We start from the raw sequence: 18,604 nt of genomic DNA, 5'->3' as shown, positions 1-18,604 counted from the left end.
TCTTGCCGTTGAGGCGTCAGATCGAAGCCGATGCTGCCAGGGTCCTCGGACAGTCCCCGGACCCGGGTCCGTCGTCAGACCCTCGCGCCCAGAGACGCATCCTGCCCCTACCTGCGGCGGGAAAGCCAATCCGGCACCCGGAGGAGTCGTGAGAACACCCTTGGGAGTCACACGAAGAGAGGGCCTGTAGCTTGGCCGTCACCATAAACGGCTGCCAGAGGCCCTTGGTTCCACGACGCGCCGTTACAAGGGCTTGCCGTGGCGATCCTCACAGCCGACGTCCGGGGACGGCCGCCCCCGGACGCCCGCGTCGAGGCCGGGTGCCTACTCGGCCGGAGCCGCGCTGACGGCCTTCGCCGCCTCCCGCACCGCACCGGCGACGGCGCCCGCGACCTTGTCGTTGAAGACGCTCGGGATGATGTAGTTCGGGTTCAGCTCGTCCTCGGTCACCACATCCGCCAGCGCCTTCGCGGCCGCGAGCATCATCTCGGTGTTGACCGTGCGGGACTGCGCGTCCAGCAGACCGCGGAAGACGCCCGGGAAGACCAGCACGTTGTTGATCTGGTTCGGGAAGTCGGAGCGGCCCGTGGCCACAACTGCCGCCGTCTGACGGGCGATTGCCGGATCCACCTCGGGATCCGGGTTCGCGAGCGCGAACACGATGGCGTCCTCGGCCATGGCGGCCACGTCGTCGCCGTCGAGCACGTTCGGGGCCGAGACGCCGATGAAGACGTCCGCGCCGCGCACGGCCTCCTTCAGCGTGCCGGTCAGGCCCTCGGGGTTGGTGTTGTCGGCGATCCAGCGCAGCGGCGAGTCGGCGGCGGCGTCCCGCAGGTCCTCGCGGCCGGCGTGCACGACACCGTGGATGTCGGCGACGACGGCGTTCTTCAGGCCCGCCGCGAGCAGCAGCTTGAGGATGGCCGTGCCGGCCGCGCCGGCGCCGGACATCACGACGCGGATGTTCTCAATGGCTTTGCCCGCCACGCGAAGTGCGTTGGTGAGGGCGGCCAGGACGACGATCGCGGTGCCGTGCTGGTCGTCGTGGAAGACGGGGATGTCGAGGGCCTCGCGCAGCCGCGCCTCGATCTCGAAGCAGCGCGGGGCGGAGATGTCCTCGAGGTTGATGCCGGCGAACCCGGGGGCGATCGCCTTGACGATCTCGACGATCGCGTCGGTGTCCTGGGTGTCGAGGCAGATCGGCCAGGCGTCGATGCCGGCGAACCGCTTGAAGAGGGCCGCCTTGCCCTCCATGACCGGCAGCGCGGCCATCGGGCCGATGTTGCCGAGGCCCAGCACCGCCGAGCCGTCCGTCACAACCGCAACGGAGTTGCGCTTGATGGTCAGACGCCGCGCGTCCTCGGGGTTCTCGGCGATCGCCATGCAGACGCGGGCCACACCCGGCGTGTAGACCATGGACAGGTCGTCACGGTTGCGGATGGGGTGCTTCGACGCCATCTCGATCTTGCCGCCGAGGTGCATGAGGAACGTACGGTCCGAGACCTTGCCCAGCGTGACGCCCTCGATGCCGCGCAGCTGCTCGACGATCTCGTCCGCGTGCTTGGTGGAGGTGGCCGCGATCGTGACGTCGATGCGCAGCTTCTCGTGGCCGGACGCGGTGACGTCGAGGCCGGTCACCGAGCCTCCGTGGGACTCCACGGCCGTGGTGAGCTGGGAGACCGCGGTTCCGCTCGCGGGCACCTCCAGCCGGACCGTCATCGAGTAGGAGACGCTGGGCGCCGTTGCCATGGCCGACTTCCTCTGCTTTCACCGTGTGACGCTGGGTATGCCGTCCGATCGTCGCACCTACCGCCGAGTAGGAGTTAGCCCGGCTGGGATTGCGAACGTATTGTTCGCCACGTCTTCGCATGAAAAGAGGCCCACGTCACACGGTGACGTGGGCCTCTTCGACGTTCATGACACCGACCCGCCATGCTCGCCTCGCGGCAAGTGGTCGCTCGTAGCGACGAAGGTTGGGCCCGGGGGCTTGGATCGGGCCGGTGCCACACCCAGGCTAACAAACAGATCCCGTAGAGCCATTCCCGTACCGAGAGTTCACCTTTACGGCGCTCAGTCCCGCAGCAGATCCGGCACCCCGGCCGCGTCCGGCTCGTCCCGCTCCCCCGACACGACCGTCAGCTGCTGGGTCGCCCGGGTCAGCGCGACGTACAGCACGCGCAGCCCGGCCGGGCTCTCGTCGGCGATCTCCGCCGGCGAGACGACGACCGTCGCGTCGTACTCCAGGCCCTTCGCCTCCAGGCTGCCGAGCGCCACGACCCGGTCGCCGAGCCCGGCGAGCCACTTGGCCGCCTCCTCGCGTCGCTGCATGGCGACGACGACGCCGACCGTGCCGTCGACCCGGTCCAGCAGCCGCGCGGCCTCCTCGCGGACGGTCTGCGCGAGGGAGTCGCGTACGACGGTGAAGCGGGGCTCGACGCCGGTGGAGCGCACCGCCGACGGTGCCGTCGAACCGGGCATGGCGAGGGCCAGCACCCTGGCCGCCAGTTCGGCGATCTCGGCCGGGTTGCGGTAGTTCACGGTGAGCTGGAAGCGGCGGCGCGGGCGGGTGCCGAGGGCCTCGTCCCTCGCCTCGGCCGCCTCGTCCACGTCGGACCACGACGACTGGGCCGGGTCGCCGACGACCGTCCAGGTGGCGTGGCGGCCCCGGCGGCCGACCATGCGCCACTGCATCGGCGTGAGGTCCTGGGCCTCGTCGACGATGACGTGGGCGTACTCGGTGCGCTCGGCCGCCAGCCGCTCGGCCCGCTCGCGCTGCGACTCCTCGCGGACCGGCATCAGCTCCTCCAGGCCGGTGAGCTGGTCGAGTGGGTCCAGTTCGCGCTTCTTCTTCGGGCGGGCCGGGGCGCCGAGGATCGCCTGCAGCTCGTCGAGCATGGCGATGTCGTGCACGGAGAAGCCGACCCGCCTGAGCGAGCGGGCCACCTTGCGGACCTCGCCGGGGTTGAGGATCCGGCGGGCCCAGCGGCCGAGCCGCCGCTCGTCGGCCATCGCCTCCAGGACCGCCTTCGGGGTGAGCTCCGGCCACCAGGCGTCGAGGAAGGTGAGGAAGCTGTCCTCAAAGGTCACGTCCTCGTCGAAGGAGGAGCGCAGTTCGGCGGCGAGCTCCGGGTCGGTGTGGCGGCCGGCGCCGCCCGACTTCGCCCACAGGGCGTCGAGCAGCAGCTTGCGGGCGCGCGGGCGCAGCAGGTTCACGGGCGCGGTGCCGCCCAGGGCGTTCCGGCGGATCCGCTCCAGCTCGTCGGCCTCCAGTTCCAGCCGGCGGCCGAAGGCGACGACCCTGAGGCGGGTCGGTGAATCGTTCAGCTCCAGGGCTCCGCGGGCGGCCTTCCGCAGCACCTTGAGCATGCGGTGGGAGCCCTTGGCGCGGGCCGTGGCCGGGGAGTCGTACAGCGTGGCCTCGGCGCCGTCGACGAGCGAGCCGATCGCGCGGATGGCGACCTGGCCCTCCTCGCCGAGGGAGGGCAGCACGCCTTCGGTGTACGCCACCAGCAGCGGGGTCGGCGAGACGATCAGGATGCCGCCCGCGTACCGGCGCCGGTCCTGGTACAGGAGGTAGGCGGCGCGGTGCAGGGCGACGGCGGTCTTGCCGGTGCCCGGGCCGCCCTCGACGTAGGTCACCGAGGCGGCGGGGGCGCGGATGACGAGGTCCTGCTCGGCCTGGATGGACGCCACGATGTCCCGCATGGTGTGGCTGCGGGCCTGGCCGAGGGCGGCCATGAGGGCGCCGTCGCCGATGACGGGCAGTTCGTGGCCGTGCAGGAACGCCTTGAGCTCGGGGCGCATGAGGTCGTCCTCGACGCCGAGCACCCTGCGGCCCTTGGAGCGGATGACCCGGCGCCGTACGACCCGTCCCGGATCGACCGGGGTGGAGCGGTAGAAGGGCGCCGCGGCCGGGGCCCGCCAGTCGATGACCAGCGGAGCGTAGTCCTGGTCGAGCACGCCGATGCGGCCGATGTGCAGGGTCTCGGCGATGTCGGCGGTGTTGTCCTCGCGGACCGCGCCCTCGGCGGGCTCGACAGCGGTGTACGCGCCGTCGGGCCCCTTCTTTCCGTCCTTGCCGAGCAGCAGGTCGATACGGCCGAAGAGGAAGTCCTCGAACTCGTTGTTGAGGCGGTTGAGGTGGACGCCCGCCCGGAAGACCTGCGCGTCCCGCTCGGCGAGCGCGCCGGGCGTGCCGACCTGGCCGCGCTTGGCCGCGTCGTTCATGAGGAACTCCGCCTCGTGGATCTTCTCCTCGAGCCGCCGGTACACCCGGTCCAGGTGTTCCTGTTCGACGCTGATCTCGCGGTCTCTCAGGGAGTCTTCGAGCGCGGTTTCCTGTTGAGCCTGAGCGGCCACCGGGCCCCCTTCTGACGTGCTGGGCAGCCGTCAACCGTACGCGAAGGGGACCCGGAAAAGCTACGGCGGCTACACGTCGACCTTGACAAGCGTCTTCCCGTCGAAGTCCATGACCTCGATGTGATCGACCTCGCCCTTGGCCATGGACACGCCGCCGGTGATGTACAGCGGGTTCCTGGCCTGCTCGGTCTTGCCGTCCGGGATGCCGTAGCCCCACTTGCCGACGGACCAGGAGGCGGCCGTCTCACGTTCGCCGTTCTTGCCGACGAAGATCAGGGAGCACTTGAGCGGACCCTTGACGCCCTTGAGCTCAAGACCCGTCTCGATGCCCCAGAGCTTCTCCTCCAGGCCGACGGTCGCGGTGACGCCGGTCGCCGAGTCGGTGCCGGAGACCTTGGTCTTCATCCTGGTGAACAGATCCTTGGCGGAGCTGGTCAGCGTGGTCGCCTGACTGGTCTTTCCACCGCCGCCGTCGTCGCCGGTGGTGGCGATCGCGGCGAACGGACCCGCGACGATCAGCGCGGCCGCCGCGGCCACCATGTAGAAGCTGCGCCGGCGCTTCTGGGCGCGGCGCTCGGCGACCTCGTCGACGAGCTTGTTCACCAGCCGCGGGCTGGGCTTCGCCGACAGGGACTCGCCGATGGCGGGCGTACCGGAACCGGGCAGGTCCGCGAGCGCGGCCAGCATCGGCTCCATCCCGGCGAGCTCGTCCAGCTGCTGAGCGCACCATTCGCAGGTCGCGAGGTGGGCCTCGAAAGCGGTTGCTTCGGCGTCGTCGAGGATCCCGAGGGCATAGGCGCCGACGGTTTCGTGCTCGTTCGGGCCCGGATGTCCCTGCATGGGGCTCATGGACCCAGACATACCCGAACCGCCCATCCCGAATCCCTGGTTTCCCCCGTAAACACTCATCACGCCGTCACCCCCCGCTCCTCCAGAGCCAGCTTCATCGACCGCAGGGCGTAGAACACCCTGGAGCGGACGGTGCCGCTGGGTATGCCCAGCGTCTCGGCCGCCTCATTGACGGTACGCCCCTTGAAGTACGTCTCGACGAGAACCTCCCGGTGTGCGGGGGTCAGGTCGTCGAGTGCGTCAGACAGCGTCATCAGCCACAGCGCCTTGTCGATCTCGTCCTCCGCGGGGATGACCTCCAGCGGCGACGGATCGACCTCCTGCGGCCGGGCCTGCCGGCTGCGGTGGCCGTCGATGACGATGCGCCGGGCGACCGTCACCAGCCAGGGGCGTACCGATCCGGTCGCTCGATTGAGCTGTCCGGCGTTCTTCCAGGCACGGATGAGCGTCTCCTGCACGACGTCCTCTGCTCGTTGCCGATCACCGGCGACCAGCCGAAGGACATACGCAAGGAGGGGTCCGGCGTGCTCTCTGTACAGCGCACGCATCAGCTCCTCATCAGGTTCCGAGGGCTGGGACATGCGATGTCGGGCCCTCGATCCACGTTCATTGGCCACGACGGAATCCTTGCGCACGCCCACCTCCGATGTCCGGGGGTTCCCCCAGTCGGTCGCTCGACTACCCGTACGCAGGCGGGGCTTTGAGTGTTCAAAGTGAGGCGACAGATTTCTGCGGAGTGACGTGACGAGCGGGACATGGCGGCACATTCCCGTCCCGCGATCTTTACATTTCCGTCACAGCGGCAAGATCGTGAAGGGCTTTCCCTACGGGCCCGTAGGGAAACGGGGTGTAATCGAAATCACTTCGACAGCCGCTCCGCAGAAGCGGCATAACGGACCGTCAGGCGCGGGCGAGTGCCGCGCGGCGACGGTGCCGGGCGACCCTTTCGCGGTTTCCGCAGACCTCACTGGAGCACCAACGCCTTCTGCGCCCCCGGGACGTGTCGAGATAGACGATGGGGCAGTTGTCGCCCTCGCACTCCCTCAGCCCCGCCCGCGCGACCGGATCGGTGAGCAGTTCCAGCGCGTCCCGCGCGACGGCGCCGAGCAGGGCGGCACACTCCGGCGGGTGGTCCAACTCCCGTACGAGGGTGCCGTCCTGGCCCCGTACGGCGCGGGGTGCCGGGGGTGCGGCGCGGGCGATGTCGTTGACGCGGGCGAGCGCGATGTCGTACGACGGCCAGGGCGCGGGATTGAGCCCGCCGCGCACCAACTGGCCTATGAGTCCGCGCAGTTCACGGAACCCGACCAGCCAGGAGGCGTCGACATGGGCCAGCGGGGTGTCCGGCGGGACGAGCCCGGCGCCGGTGATCCAGGCGCGCAACACCTCGACGGAGTCGAACCGTTCCTCGGGATGTGTGGTCGCGAGGAGATCCAGACAGGTCCGTCCCGCGTCGAAGCGCAGCTCGTACTCGCCCGTGGCCGTACCCAGTGCCATGTGCCTGTCACCGCCTAGGGGTCACCCCGGTCAGGAGGGGTCGGTGAGATGCCGTGAAAAGGGCTGGGGGAACCGTTCCCTCTCACAGTGCCTGCCCGGTGGCGGGCGCGGAACCCCTCGTACCGGGGGTTGGCGCTGGACGAGTGCGGCCGGAGCTGATGCCGGTCAGCCGAAACCGCCCGTCCGGGTCTCCCTTGACGGAGTTCGACGGGCAGGGGCGGCCGGGGCGAGGAACCGCTCAGGCGTCCGCGTACTTCGCGTCCGCCGCCGGGTCCAGCGCCAGCCGGTACCCCCGCTTGACCACCGTCTGGATCAGCTTCGGCGCCCCGAGTGCCGTACGCAGCCGGGCCATCGCCGTCTCGACGGCGTGCTCGTCACGTCCCGCCCCCGGCAGCGCCCGCAGCAGCTCCGCACGGGAGACCACCCAGCCCGGCCGTCGGGACAGGGCCCGCAGCAGGGACATGCCCGCGGGCGGTACGGGGCGCAGCGCCCCGTCCACCAGGACCGCGTGCCCGCGGATCTCCACCTGGTGCCCGGCGATCGGCAACGACCGGGCCCGGCCGGGCAGCTCCTGGCACAGCAGTTGCACCAGCGGGCCGAGCCGGAAGCGCTCGGGCTGGACCGTGTCGATGCCGCGTGCCTGCAACGGCAGCGCGGTGACCGGGCCGACGCAGGCCGGCAGGACGTCGTGGTTGAGGGCGGCGAGCACTTCGGGGAGCAGGCCCCGCTCCTCGGCCCGGGACAGCAGGGAGGCCGCGGCCGGGGCGCTGGTGAAGGTGAGGGCGTCCAGGGCGCGGGAGACCGTCGCGTCCAGCAGGCGGTCCACCGGGCCGATGTCCTCCGGCGGCAGCCACCGGTAGACCGGCACCCCGAGCACCTCAGCTCCGCCCTCCCGCAGGGCCTCCACGAACCCGGGCAGCGGCTCACCGTGCAGCTGGATGGCGATACGGCGCCCGTCGACGCCCTCCTCCAGCAGCCGGTCCAGCACCTCGGCCATGGACTCGCTGGACGGCGACCAGTCCTCCGTCAGCCCGGCGGCCCGTACCGCGCCCTTGACCTTCGGCCCGCGCGCGAGCAGCTCGACCTCGCGCAGCCGGGCCAGCAGGTCCTCGCCGAGCCCCCAGCCGTCGGCGGCCTCGATCCATCCCCGGAAGCCGATCGCGGTCGTGGCGACCACGACGTCCGGCGTCCGCTGGATGATCTCCTTGGTGGCGGCGAGGAGCTCGCTGTCGTCGGAGAGCGGCACGATGCGCAGGGCAGGGGCGTGCAGGACGGCGGCACCGCGTCGCTGGAGCAACGCCCCGAGCTCGTCGGCCCGGCGCGCGGCGGTCACACCCACGGTGAATCCCGCGAGGGGCCCGTGTTCGGGTTGCTGCTGTTCGTCGTACATAACTCTCGTCCCGCACTCGAGTCGTGGCGTTGCACCAGGTGATCACCGAGGGTGCTTCCTGATCGCACTCATGGTGGTTACACCTGCATGCCGATCGAGCCTGTCAACGGTGCGTGACAGGCTCGGTTCGGCTTGATGTCAGTGGTGTTACGTCACACCTCGGCGTAGCTGAGCTGCGGCTTTGCCTCGGTCGCCGCTGTGGTGTGGGTCTCGGAGGCGGCCGGGCGGCGAAGGTATACGGCCCAGGTGACCACGAAGCAGGCGGCGTAGAAGGCGAGGAAGGCGACGAAGGCGCCGGTGCCGGAGCCCACCGTGAGGAAGGACTGGCGGAAGGCGAGGTTGATACCGAGACCGCCGACCGCGCCCACCGCGCCGATGAGGCCCATGGAGGCGCCGGAGAGACGGCGGCCGTAGGCGGCGGCCTCCTCACCGGTGAGCCCCTTGGCGAGGGCCTTGTTGTGGAAGATGCCGGGGATCATCTTGAACGTCGAGCCGTTGCCGAGGCCGGACAGGACGAACAGGGCGATGAACGCGGTGGTGAACAGCGGCAGCGACTTCTGCATCGAGGCCACGATGATGACCGAGGTCGCGGCGGCCATGGCGACGTAGTTCCACAGCGTGATCTTCGCGCCGCCGAACCGGTCGGCGAGCGAGCCGCCCACGGGACGGATCAGGGAGCCGAGCAGCGGACCGATGAAGGTGACGTAGGCGGCCTGGAGCGGCGTACGGCCGAACTGGGTCTGGAGCACCAGCCCGAAGGCGAAGCTGTACCCGATGAACGAGCCGAACGTACCGATGTAGAGGAAGGACATGATCCAGGTGTGGGCGTCCTTCGCGGCGTCCTTGGCGGCGCCGGTGTCGTTCTTGACGGACGAGATGCTGTCCATCTTCAGCCATGCGAGGACGGCGGCGACCACGATGAGCGGGATGTAGATCCCGAGCAGCAGGCGCGGGCCGCCGCTGGCGCCGATGACCGCGAGACCGACGAGCTGCACGACGGGCACGCCGATGTTGCCGCCGCCGGCGTTGAGCCCGAGCGCCCACCCCTTCTTACGCAGGGGGAAGAAGGCGTTGATGTTGGTCATGCTGGAGGCGAAGTTCCCGCCGCCGACGCCGGCCAGCATCGCGCACAGCAGGAACGTCGTGAACGAGGTCCCCGGCTCCATCACGGCGAACGCGGCGACCGTCGGCAGGAGCAGCAGACTCGCCGAGATCACCGTCCAGGCCCGGCCGCCGAAGACGGCGACGGCGAAGGTGTACGGCACGCGGACGATGGCGCCGACCAGTGTGGCCATCGAGACGATGGTGAACTTGTCGGCCGGAGTGAGCCCGTACTCCGGCCCCATGAACAGCACCATCACCGACCACAGGGTCCAGATCGAGAACCCGATGTGCTCGGAGAGGACGGAGAAGAAGAGGTTGCGCTTGGCGATCTTCTCCCCGGTCTCGTTCCAGAAGGCCTCGTCCTCGGGGTCCCAGTGATCGATCCAGCGGCCTCCCCTGCCTGTGGCGGGGGCTGTGCTAGGGGCTGTCATGACGCCTCCACGGTACTTCGGGGCTCGGTCGCACTACGAGTGGCTGATCCCGAAGGTAGGGAGGGCTCGTTTCCGGGCTGTGGCATCGAGTGACCGGAAAGGAACTTTGCTCTCACCTGGAGGGCAGGGCGGATGAGAGGTTGTGTCGGGGGTGCCCCTATATAGGGGGCCGGCTGTATATAGGGGACCGGCTGTATAGCTGTATATAGGGGCGGCCGTCAGGAGGGCGTCAGTGCTGCGGCGGCTGCCAGTGGGGGTTCTGCTGGGGGTAGGGCTGCGGCTGGCCGTACGGCTGCTGCGGATGGGGCTGCTGGGGCTGTTGCTGGGGCTGCTGGGGAGCGCCGTACGGGCCCTGGGTGTGGGGAGCGGCATAGGGACCGGGCGCGGGCTGGTTGCCGTATGGGCCGGGGGCCGGGGCCGCTGGGGCTGGGGGCTGGGCGGGGTAGGCGCCCGGAGCTGAAGCTGGGGGCTGACCGGGATACGCGCCCGGAGCGGCGGGCTGGCCGGCGTACGGCCCCGGGGCCTGCTGGCCGTAACCGGCGGGGGCGGGTGGGGGCTGGTTGCCGTAGGGACCGGCGGCGAAGGGCTGCCCGGGCAGCTGGGTGCCGGGCGGTAGGTAGCGCACCCGCCCGGTGTCGTCGGTGACCGGCATGAACCCGGCGGCCTGGAGGCGGGCCGCGAACTTGACGTTGCGCTTGCGGTTGACGACGAAGACCACGCCGAGGATCGCCATGAAGAACACCCATGTGAGCAGCGCCGCGATCCAGGCGGGGGCGTCCGCCCCGAGCCGCACCCCGAGGATCACGGCACCGAGGGTGACGCCCACGGCCGCGTAGGCCGCCCGCTTCTCGGCGTTCTTGCCGGTGAGGTCGAAGTTGATGCGGGCCTTGAGGAGCTCGAAGGCATCGGGCACGAGGGGCGGTACGGAGACCCCGTCGGCGGCGTTCGGATACTGCGCCCAGTTCTGCGCGGCGCGGGCGCGGGCCTGGGGGCTGGGGTCGGGCGCGATCATCATGATCAGCGCGCCGTTGCGCCCGGTGCTCTGCCGTACGTCCAGGTACTCGTACCCGAACTGCTGGGCGATGAAGGCGAGTCTGGCGAGCTTCTTCACGGAGGCCATGGGACTGGTGAGCTCGACGGGTCCGCCGCTCGCCATCAGCTGCAGCATCTTCTGCACTTGCCGCTTGCTCATCGCCGTCCGCTCCCCACCGACCACCTGGCCACTCGGCCCTTCGGGCCACCCCGTTCACTTGCGCAACATCGTCAGTGTTCCACGGGGGACTGACAGTCGGATCCTGGGTGGGCATGCTTCACAGGATCTTGGCGGGGTCGAGGCGTCCGATCTTCTCCACTTGCGCCGTTACGAGATCATCCGGAACGCCGGCCGGCTTCTTGCCGTGCGGCCCTGTCGGCCGGTTGAAGTCATAGAACATCGCGATCGTGGTGCTCCTTCGAACCACCACCACCGCGTAGGGCACCTTCAGGGACTCGCCGTCCGGGTACGACACGACCTGTACGAGCCGCAGGGAGACGGATTCGTCCCCGTATCCGGGATCGGGCCGGACCTCGACTGCCTCGTAGTCGTACGACTGATCCACGTCGCGGAAGGCCGTGCATTTTTCGGCCGCCCTACGGAATGCCTCCACCACCGCTCTCGCATCCCCGATGTTGTGCGACGAGAGAGTCATGGTTGCCCCGGAGCCCGACCCCTTCGAGCTGAAGATCCGGCTGATCCGCGCGTCGGCGGCATAGGAACTGCTGCTCGTGCCCAGCGCCTGGAGGATCGGGCTGCACGTGGCAGGCTTCGCTGTCCTGGTGGAAGGACCAGCGCTCAGCGGCACCCGGCCGGACACCTCGAATCCGTCACGGTCACCGAGCGCCACCCGGTTCAGATCCGCCTCGGTCCACGGCTTGCCCGGGGCGCTGTTCAGCGACCGATCGGTCCGCTCCGAACCCACGGCATGTGTTTCGGCATTCTCCCCGCACCCGGCAAGGGGGACTAAAACCAACACGACGGCTGCCGCCATGCGGGCGCGAACGCCGCCTATCCTTCTCATGAAGCCCCCACCCCCCCGTCCTTGTCCGCGCCAGGCGATCCAGAATTCAGCATGGAATCCCATTAATGAGTACAGCCATGCACCCGAGCGACTAAATTCAAGCGAGCTCCTGCGAGACGTCAAATTCCACGGGGACCTTGTCTCGAACGACCCCCCAAACGGGATCCCGTCTCACCGATTCGAGCCATTCATCGAATGACATCCCGCCCTCACGAAACCACCAGGAGTTGCGACTTTGAAGTGACCGCAGGTCGGCATCGACCCGATATCTGTACTCGAGCTGAACCTGCGAGTATCCTTCATGGTCACCTTCAGCATCAACGATTTCCATCTGACGCACGAAGCCCACCGCGAATGTAGGCTCAGCAAACCAGTTCACTTCGCCATACTGAAACAGAAAACCGTCCGAGTCAGCGCTGGCGGGGACCTCGAATCCAATCCGCTCGAAGCTGCGGACGGTCGCTATAACTTCCTCGACAGTCGGGACCTCTCGACTCGGCACCAACTGGTCAACGATGTCTTGTACCACGCTTAGCGCAGAGTCGATCGGTCGCCTCATCACCTGTCTCCCTCGCTTGCTCCAAGATTCAACACCTTGCCGTGGTGCGGCCGCAGGGGCGCGGCCGCACCACGGCAAGGCTACACACTTAGCTACGGCCAGTACCCGCCTTGCAGCTGCCTTCGTATGTGGGCCAGCACATCTCGGGCTTCTCTTGCGTTTCTCGCACCGCCCATCAAGTCATTAACGTAGGCATAGTAATCATTCGTGTGAATGCGCGAATGAACTGAGGCACCTGTCGGATTCGCAGACGCCGACCCCCGCGGCAGGAACACGCCATTGCTCGCATCGTTGATATCGATTCCGAACCTGGAGAGTTGCTTCCGTGCCGCTGCGGCCTTCGGAGAGGTACTGGCCACGATGTGATGCGCGGCAGTATCCGCAGGTCGAGCGACCCCGGAAGCCTCCAGATTCTCACCAAGAATCTTGGCGTTACTGGAGCAGTTGGAATTGTGTACGAGCACCGGCGTCTCGCCCGCCAGCACATAGTACGTGTGCAGGTCCTCAACCGTGAGGTTGTACGTTCGGGCGTGCTTGGTGAACGCGCGATTGCCCGTGACGATCACGGTGTCGCCGTCGTCGGTCAGCAGGGTCATGCCCGGCTTCAGGGCACCCGCCTCGATCCAATCCTGTTCGGAGGGGGACCAGAAGGGATGCTCGTGGGTGGCCGTCAGCTCTTCGATGCCGTCCTCGGTTGCTATCGACAGCTCGTTGAAGTGCTTGTCGGCCTCGGTCCTGATGAGCCGGGTCACCTTTCGGGGGCCGGTCTCACCGGTTTCCGGGTCAGTGGCCTGGACCTCGTCGCCGAGTTCGATGTCATCGATGTTTTTCGTCGTGCCGTCTGCCATGAGGACGTCCGTCCCGGCCAGGAAGCACCTGCAACCGGTGAGCCCTTTGCTTGACTTCGGAGCCCGGCCGCCAGTGATCAGGGCAGCAATGAAGTCCTCGATCAGCTTGCCGCGCTCGAACGCCTCGGCGTCCGCCACACACTTGTTGAAGTTCTCGACGCAGTAGTTGGCGGCGATGCGCTTTGCCTCGGCCGCATCGTCGTGATTCAGCAGGTACTTGTACGCCTGGCGGCAGGCCTCCCGGCCAAAGCATGCGTTGCCCTGGCCGCTGTTCTCGTAGACGGGAGTGACCCAGTAGTTGGTGGTCGGCGAGTCACCGTTCGGGCTGTTCATCTGGAAATGCCGCAGCAGATCCTGGACGTCGTTCGTCGTGGGCGTCTGGCTGCTGACCCACGCCACGTCGTTGACCGAGTCGTTGCCGCCACCGCCGTAGCTGGGGCGGGAGCAGCTTCCGTTGTGGCAGCTGCCCGCGCTCGGGTTTCCGGGGTCGATGGGCCCGGTGGTGATGATGTCGCCGGATCCGTCTCCCTTCGGGACACCGACGCCGCACTGGTCGGCGCGGCACAGGCCGGTGGGGTCGGAATGTGAAACCGGGCTGTTGCCGGCGTAGGCGTACCCGTTCATCTGGAGCGGCTCAGTGATGTCGATGAGTGGGTCGGCCGAGAGGAAGCGGCCCGAGTTCTGGTCGTACTCACGGGCGCCGATGTGGGTCAGGCCGGTGGCTGCGTCGTCGATGCCAACGCCCAGGTAACTGCGCTTGTTCGGCCATGCCGACGGCTTGGGGCCGCGGAGTTCCCCGAACGGCTTGAAGGCGCGGCGGGTGACGGGCTGGCCGCTCGACAGCTCCACTGTTGTGTTCGCCGTGCCGAGGTGGTCCGCGAGCAGGACGTTCAGCTTGTGGCCCGTCGTGGCGCCATTGCTCGTGGTACGGGTCACCGTAGGTGCGCCGGGTTGGGCGTACGAGCGGGAAGCCTTCGTGATCGCCCCGGTTGTGCCCGTCGTCACCTCGGTCTCGCCCAGGTAGAGCGTGGAGCCCGACGGTGAGTTCTCCAGGATGCGGTTGCCGGCGGCGTCGTAGACGTACGTCGTCTTCTTGCCGTCGTCCGTGATCGTGTCGAGCTTGTTCTCGGACGTCCAGGTCAGGTTCTGCGTGGTGGCGGGCAGGTCGCGGACCTCGGTGTTGCCCGCGGCGTCGTACGTGTAGACGCTGTCCTTGCCCGCCGGATCGGAGCTGATCCACTTCATCGTGTGCGGCTGCGCGGTGGTGCCGTAGCCGTACGTGTAGCTGACGTTCTTGGTCGCGTCCGCCGGGTCGTGTTCCGTCAGGGTGGCGCGGTTGCCCAGCCAGTCGTAGGTGAACGACTGGCGGTACGCCGTCGTGCCCGTGGCGACGGTCGCCGCGTCGGGTGCCGTGGCCGACAGGGTCGACGACAGGGAAGCGTCCGGGCTCGACTTGTCGCTCGCCGTGTCCGGTGCATGGGCCACCGGGCCGGAGGAGTTCCGGTAGTCGGTGCGATAGCCCCACGTCGTGCCGTTCGCCGCCTTGCAGCCGGTGGCGTTGCCGGCCGGGGTGATCTTCGACGTCCAGGCGTTCACCAGCTCGCCCATCACGTCGTACGTGAAGCACTGGGTGTCCCACGTCTCGCCCGAAGCATCCGACAGCATGCGGGCGTTCGACGCGATGGTGCCGGACACGTCGTACGAGTAGTAGCTGTCCGTGATGCGGTGCGGGCCGGAGGTCTCGCGGTCGGTGACCGTGCGCTGCAGGCGGCCGGTGTGCGGGTCGACGAAGTTGGTGGTCCAGACCCGGTAGGGCTGAGAGCCGGACACCGTCCGCAGGACCTCGCCGTACGGCGAGTAGGTGGCGTCGGACGTGTACCAGGCGAGGCCCGAGGTGGACTCGGCCAGGCCGTCGCCGTTGTAGCGGGTGACGACCTTCTCCTTCGCCAGTCCGCCCACGGCAGGCAGGGTGACCGACTGCGGCTTGCCGGTCGGGGTGTGGGTGTACGCGTAGGCGTACGTGCCCGCCAGGCCTGCTGTCAGCGTGTTCGACGGGATGACCGTCTCACTGCCCGTCGGCCGGTAGTCGGTGTCGTAGCCGGTGACCCGGTTGATGTAGTCGCCGCCCGACGTGTGCCGGGTCGAGGCGACCGGCTGGCCCAGCGCGCCCGGCAGGCTGTCGTACGTGAACGACTTGACCGGGGCCGCGGTTGCCGAGCCCTCACGGACGAACGTGATCCGGCCGAGCTCGTCGTAGGTCGTGTACGTGGTCCGCGACTTGGCGTCCGTCGCCTTGACCGGGCGGTCGGCGTCGTCGTACCAGATCTCCGTCCTGCCGGTGTCCGGGTCGGTGGCCGACGTCACCCGGCCCCGGGCGTCGTACGTGTAGCTCCAGGTGTTGCCCGCCGGGTCGGTGACCTTCGTGCGGTAGCCGCGGGCGTCGTACTCGTACGTCGTCTTGCGGCCGCTGGTCTCGGAGGTGGCGGGGTCCCAGTTGGCCGTTGCGACGTTGTCCTTGTAGTGGCGGATCGCGGTGACCCGGCCGAGGGCGTCGGTGTACGTGCGCGTCTGAGGAGCGGTCGAGCCTGCCGGGTCCGTGAAGGCGCTGGTGTCGTCGTGGAAGGTGTACGACACGTGTCGGAAGGCGTCGCCGTGGTACGTCAGCTGAATCGACGGCCGTTCCAGACCGTCGTAGCCGTACGTGACCCGGCTCGGGATCAGCGCTTTCGATCTCGGCGCGAACAACTCGGCCGTCGGCTCGCCCTTCGCGAGGTAGCCGCTCGTCCGTTCGGCGACCAGGCCATGGTCGTCGTACTTCGTGTCGGTGATGATCCGCCCGGGGCCGTGCGCCTCGGACTGGGTCTGGACCTGGCGCATCAGGCCGTCGTAGATCGTCACTTGACGGCTGTACGTACCGTCGTCCTTCAGCGTCTTCGTGGTGACAGCGGCAGGCCTGGTCTCGGTGGAGGTGGCCACCGCCGCCTGGTACGCGATCTCCACGTCGGGGGACTTGCCACCCGAGGAACGCGACGGTGACCAGCCCTTCACCTGGCGGCCGAGGGCGTCGTACTCGTTGCGCGTGACTCGGCCGTTGGCGTCGCTGACCGTCAGCGCCAGGCTGCGGCCCGGGTCGAGGGTCGTGGTGACGGCGTGGCCCTTGGCGTTGATCGTCTTCACCGAGGTGACCGGTCCGCCCGTGTCCCCGGGCGTGTACTGCGTCTCCGTGGTGCCTGCGTCCGGCTTGGTCATGGTGCGGATGCGGCCCAGTGGGTCGTACGTGGTCTTCGTGACGACCGAGTACGAGGTTCCCGCGCCGTTGACCCCGGCAGCCGAGGTGACCAGCCCCTTGGTCGGTGTCTCGCCGTACCCCAGGCTGTCGTAGCTGTTCCGCACTGCCTTGATGGTCGCCCGAGCCGTCGTCGACGACGATCACCTCGATCGGGTGCTCGCTCGCCGTCAACGAACGCACGGTGTTCTCGATGCACTTGGCCTCGTTGTACGCGGGCACGAGCACCGACACCGGTTCCGTCACCGCCGGGCCCCAGCGAAAGCCGCGGCGGCGTACCCGGCGGGCGTGGACGCCGGAGAGCAGGAGCATCAGGGCGAAGCGGCCGATGACCAGGAACCCGGTGGCGGCGAGACCGACGACGAGGACGCCCGTGAGGGTGTCCGAGGCCTGCACCAGCAGGATCCAGGCCTTGCCCTTCCACAGGCCGGCGCCGGTGACCTCGGTGTGCGCGCCGGCCGCGCCGAGAGCTTCGGTGAGGGTGTCGAACTCGTAGCCCCGCGCCTTGAGCCGGGGCAGGAGCCGGTCCAGGGCCCGCACCGTCTGGTGGCGGTCGCCGCCGGAGTCGTGCATCAGGACGATCGCGCCCCTGCCGCCCTCGGGCGTGGCGTTGCGGACGATCCGCTCGACGCCGGGCCTGCGCCAGTCCTCGCTGTCGGTGTCGTTGACGACGGTGAGGTAGCCCCGGCTGCCGATGTACTCGGTCACCGCCCAGGAGGCGTTGTCCATGGCGGACGCGGAGGACGAGTACGGCGGGCGGAACAGTGAGGTGCGGATACCGGCCGCGCCGGTGAGCGCGAGCTGGTTCTGGGACAGCTCCCAGTCGATGCGCTGCTTCGACCGGCGGGAGAGGTCGGGGTGGTTGAAGGTGTGCAGGCCGATCTCGTGGCCCTCGTCGACCATGCGCCGCACCAGGTCGGGGTGGCGCGAGGCCATGGTGCCGGTGATGAAGAACACCGCGAGGGCGCGGTGCTTGTCGAGCACGTCCAGGACCTTGGGGGTCCACTCCGGGTCCGGGCCGTCGTCGAAGGTGAGGACCAGACGGTGGTCCCGCAGGCGCAGGCTCTGGGTACGGCCGCCGCGGGTGTCGATGACCGGGCCGCCCTTCAGGATCCGCTCCGGCACCCGGTCGGCGGCGCCGGGCGGCCGTACGCGGTGGTCGGCCAGGATCTCGTTGTGGACATAGCCGTGCAGCATCAGCATCGCCATCAGGGCGACGAGGGCGAGCGAGGGCAGCAGCAGGCGCATGGGGAGACGGCGGCGTAAGCCGTCGCGGGCAGCGGAGGCGGGCCCGGGACGACGGGTGCGGGCTGCCATCAGAGGGTGTGCTCCGGGTCCTTCGGGGACTCGGCGGCGACGGGACGGGGGCCGCTCGCGCCGTCGGCCACCGTCTCGGTTCCGCTCCCCGGGCCGGCGCTGCCGTCGGCGGGCAGGTCAGGTGGGCCGAGGGAGGGTTCCTGGGTGGTGGGCGGGTCGGGGGTGCCGGTCACCGACGGGGCGGTCGGCTTCTCGGGGTCCGGGGTCGGGCCGGCCCCGGTGCGCGGCGTCGTCCGCGTCTCCGTCGGCTGGGGGACGGCGGAGGGGACGGGCTCGGCGGGGCGGGCGGAGGCGCCGGACGTGGTGGTGCCGGCGCTCGGGGACTGCGTCGTGGTGTCATCGGGCGCCGGCGGGACAGCGGGCCGGCCGCCGCCGGTTCCGATGCCGCTACCGGCGGCGGTGGGCTCGGCGAGCTCCGCGGGCAGCGGCGGGTTCTCGACCCGGCCGGCCTCCTTTCCCTCCCCCTGGTCCGGCACGGGCAGCCAGGGCGCATGGGAGTTGCCGGCCAGCAGGGTGGCGACGATGACGACGGCGTAGACCGCGCAGGTCGTGCCGGCGAGGATGCCGATACGGCGGTATCTGCGGCTGCGGCGGCCCGACTCGTCCACGAACACCGGGCCGTCGGAGCCGTCCGCCGCGGCGCCCTCCGGCCGGCCGGTGAGCCGTTCGCCGGGCAGTGACGCGACGGCGTCCAGCTGGACGGTCACCTCGTGCGGGTCGTGGATGTCCTCCCACGGGTCGGGGAAGGCGGCCGTCCGGGTTCCCGTCTCGGTGAAAGCCTGGGTCGCGTCCCCCGTCGCCGGGGTTCCCCTCGTCCCGGATGCCGCGTCGGGCCATTCCGGTTGGGCGCTGTTCGGCCACATGTTCTCGTTGTTCTGGCGCACGTGCATCCCCCCACGGGACCGTTCCG

11 protein-coding genes and 2 pseudogenes are annotated in these 18,604 nt (G+C 69.3%); all 13 read right to left on the bottom strand.

The features are described 5' to 3' along the window. Positions 1-324 precede the first annotated feature (324 nt). The 13 genes and pseudogenes from AQI70_RS32990 to AQI70_RS32925 all read right to left on the bottom strand — a co-directional run bounded on the left by AQI70_RS32990 (position 325) and on the right by AQI70_RS32925 (position 18,584). Positions 325-1,746, bottom strand: coding sequence for an NAD-dependent malic enzyme (locus AQI70_RS32990; RefSeq protein ID WP_062156126.1), 1,422 nt, complete (start codon positions 1,744-1,746; stop codon positions 325-327). A 321-nt stretch (positions 1,747-2,067) separates the two neighbouring features. After that, complete coding sequence (locus AQI70_RS32985) at positions 2,068-4,356, bottom strand: HelD family protein (RefSeq protein WP_062156125.1); 2,289 nt, start codon at positions 4,354-4,356, stop codon at positions 2,068-2,070. A gap of 69 nt (positions 4,357-4,425) precedes the next feature. After that, on the bottom strand, positions 4,426-5,265 hold the full coding sequence (locus AQI70_RS32980) for an anti-sigma factor family protein (protein ID WP_425264651.1): 840 nt from the start codon (positions 5,263-5,265) through the stop codon (positions 4,426-4,428). Continuing rightward, on the bottom strand, positions 5,265-5,786 hold the full coding sequence (locus tag AQI70_RS32975; RefSeq protein ID WP_010039908.1) for a sigma-70 family RNA polymerase sigma factor: 522 nt from the start codon (positions 5,784-5,786) through the stop codon (positions 5,265-5,267). Before AQI70_RS32975 ends, AQI70_RS32980 begins: the two co-directional genes overlap by 1 nt. 319 nt (positions 5,787-6,105) lie before the next feature. Continuing rightward, positions 6,106-6,702: a CGNR zinc finger domain-containing protein gene (locus AQI70_RS32970; RefSeq protein ID WP_062156124.1), complete on the bottom strand. Its 597-nt coding sequence runs from the start codon at positions 6,700-6,702 to the stop codon at positions 6,106-6,108. 238 nt (positions 6,703-6,940) lie between these two features. Beyond that, positions 6,941-8,092 (bottom strand): uroporphyrinogen-III synthase, encoded by a 1,152-nt coding sequence (locus AQI70_RS32965; protein ID WP_062156123.1) that lies wholly within the window; start codon positions 8,090-8,092, stop codon positions 6,941-6,943. A 152-nt stretch (positions 8,093-8,244) separates the two neighbouring features. After that, on the bottom strand, positions 8,245-9,627 hold the full coding sequence (locus AQI70_RS32960; RefSeq protein WP_062156122.1) for a nitrate/nitrite transporter: 1,383 nt from the start codon (positions 9,625-9,627) through the stop codon (positions 8,245-8,247). Positions 9,628-9,856: 229 nt separating this feature from the next. Next, positions 9,857-10,819, bottom strand: a complete 963-nt coding sequence (locus AQI70_RS32955) for a hypothetical protein (RefSeq protein WP_062156121.1) — start codon at positions 10,817-10,819, stop codon at positions 9,857-9,859. Positions 10,820-10,937: 118 nt separating this feature from the next. Beyond that, positions 10,938-11,654 carry a hypothetical protein gene (locus tag AQI70_RS32950; RefSeq protein ID WP_208607495.1) on the bottom strand — a complete coding sequence of 239 codons (717 nt, stop codon included), beginning with the start codon at positions 11,652-11,654 and terminating at the stop codon, positions 10,938-10,940. Positions 11,655-11,781: 127 nt separating this feature from the next. After that, a complete protein-coding gene (locus AQI70_RS32945; protein ID WP_062156119.1) occupies positions 11,782-12,243 on the bottom strand; it encodes a hypothetical protein in 462 nt (153 codons plus the stop codon). 92 nt (positions 12,244-12,335) lie between these two features. Continuing rightward, positions 12,336-16,484: pseudogene (locus AQI70_RS32940) on the bottom strand (polymorphic toxin-type HINT domain-containing protein); the annotation flags it as partial. A gap of 9 nt (positions 16,485-16,493) precedes the next feature. Further along, positions 16,494-17,694: pseudogene (locus AQI70_RS38010) on the bottom strand (bifunctional polysaccharide deacetylase/glycosyltransferase family 2 protein); the annotation flags it as partial. Then, positions 17,694-18,584 carry a hypothetical protein gene (locus AQI70_RS32925; RefSeq protein ID WP_107117131.1) on the bottom strand — a complete coding sequence of 297 codons (891 nt, stop codon included), beginning with the start codon at positions 18,582-18,584 and terminating at the stop codon, positions 17,694-17,696. The pseudogene AQI70_RS38010 and the gene AQI70_RS32925, both read right to left, overlap by 1 nt. Positions 18,585-18,604 lie beyond the last annotated feature (20 nt).

The organism is Streptomyces curacoi (assembly GCF_001513975.1).
Lineage (GTDB): Bacteria > Actinomycetota > Actinomycetes > Streptomycetales > Streptomycetaceae > Streptomyces > Streptomyces curacoi.
Note: the sequence above shows the minus strand (reverse complement) of the source record. Positions and strands in the feature narration are given on the sequence as shown.

What these genes read in the sequence shown, in the direction of transcription:
- AQI70_RS32990 (WP_062156126.1), bottom strand. Translation starts at nt 1,746, where the DNA reads ATGGCAACGGCGCCCAGCGTCTCCTACTCGATGACGGTCCGGCTGGAG.
- AQI70_RS32980 (WP_425264651.1), bottom strand. Translation starts at nt 5,265, where the DNA reads ATGAGTGTTTACGGGGGAAACCAGGGATTCGGGATGGGCGGTTCGGGT.
- AQI70_RS32975 (WP_010039908.1), bottom strand. Translation starts at nt 5,786, where the DNA reads ATGTCCCAGCCCTCGGAACCTGATGAGGAGCTGATGCGTGCGCTGTAC.
- AQI70_RS32970 (WP_062156124.1), bottom strand. Translation starts at nt 6,702, where the DNA reads ATGGCACTGGGTACGGCCACGGGCGAGTACGAGCTGCGCTTCGACGCG.
- AQI70_RS32965 (WP_062156123.1), bottom strand. Translation starts at nt 8,092, where the DNA reads ATGTACGACGAACAGCAGCAACCCGAACACGGGCCCCTCGCGGGATTC.
- AQI70_RS32960 (WP_062156122.1), bottom strand. Translation starts at nt 9,627, where the DNA reads ATGACAGCCCCTAGCACAGCCCCCGCCACAGGCAGGGGAGGCCGCTGG.
- AQI70_RS32955 (WP_062156121.1), bottom strand. Translation starts at nt 10,819, where the DNA reads ATGAGCAAGCGGCAAGTGCAGAAGATGCTGCAGCTGATGGCGAGCGGC.
- AQI70_RS32950 (WP_208607495.1), bottom strand. Translation starts at nt 11,654, where the DNA reads ATGGCGGCAGCCGTCGTGTTGGTTTTAGTCCCCCTTGCCGGGTGCGGG.
- AQI70_RS32945 (WP_062156119.1), bottom strand. Translation starts at nt 12,243, where the DNA reads ATGAGGCGACCGATCGACTCTGCGCTAAGCGTGGTACAAGACATCGTT.
- AQI70_RS32925 (WP_107117131.1), bottom strand. Translation starts at nt 18,584, where the DNA reads ATGCACGTGCGCCAGAACAACGAGAACATGTGGCCGAACAGCGCCCAA.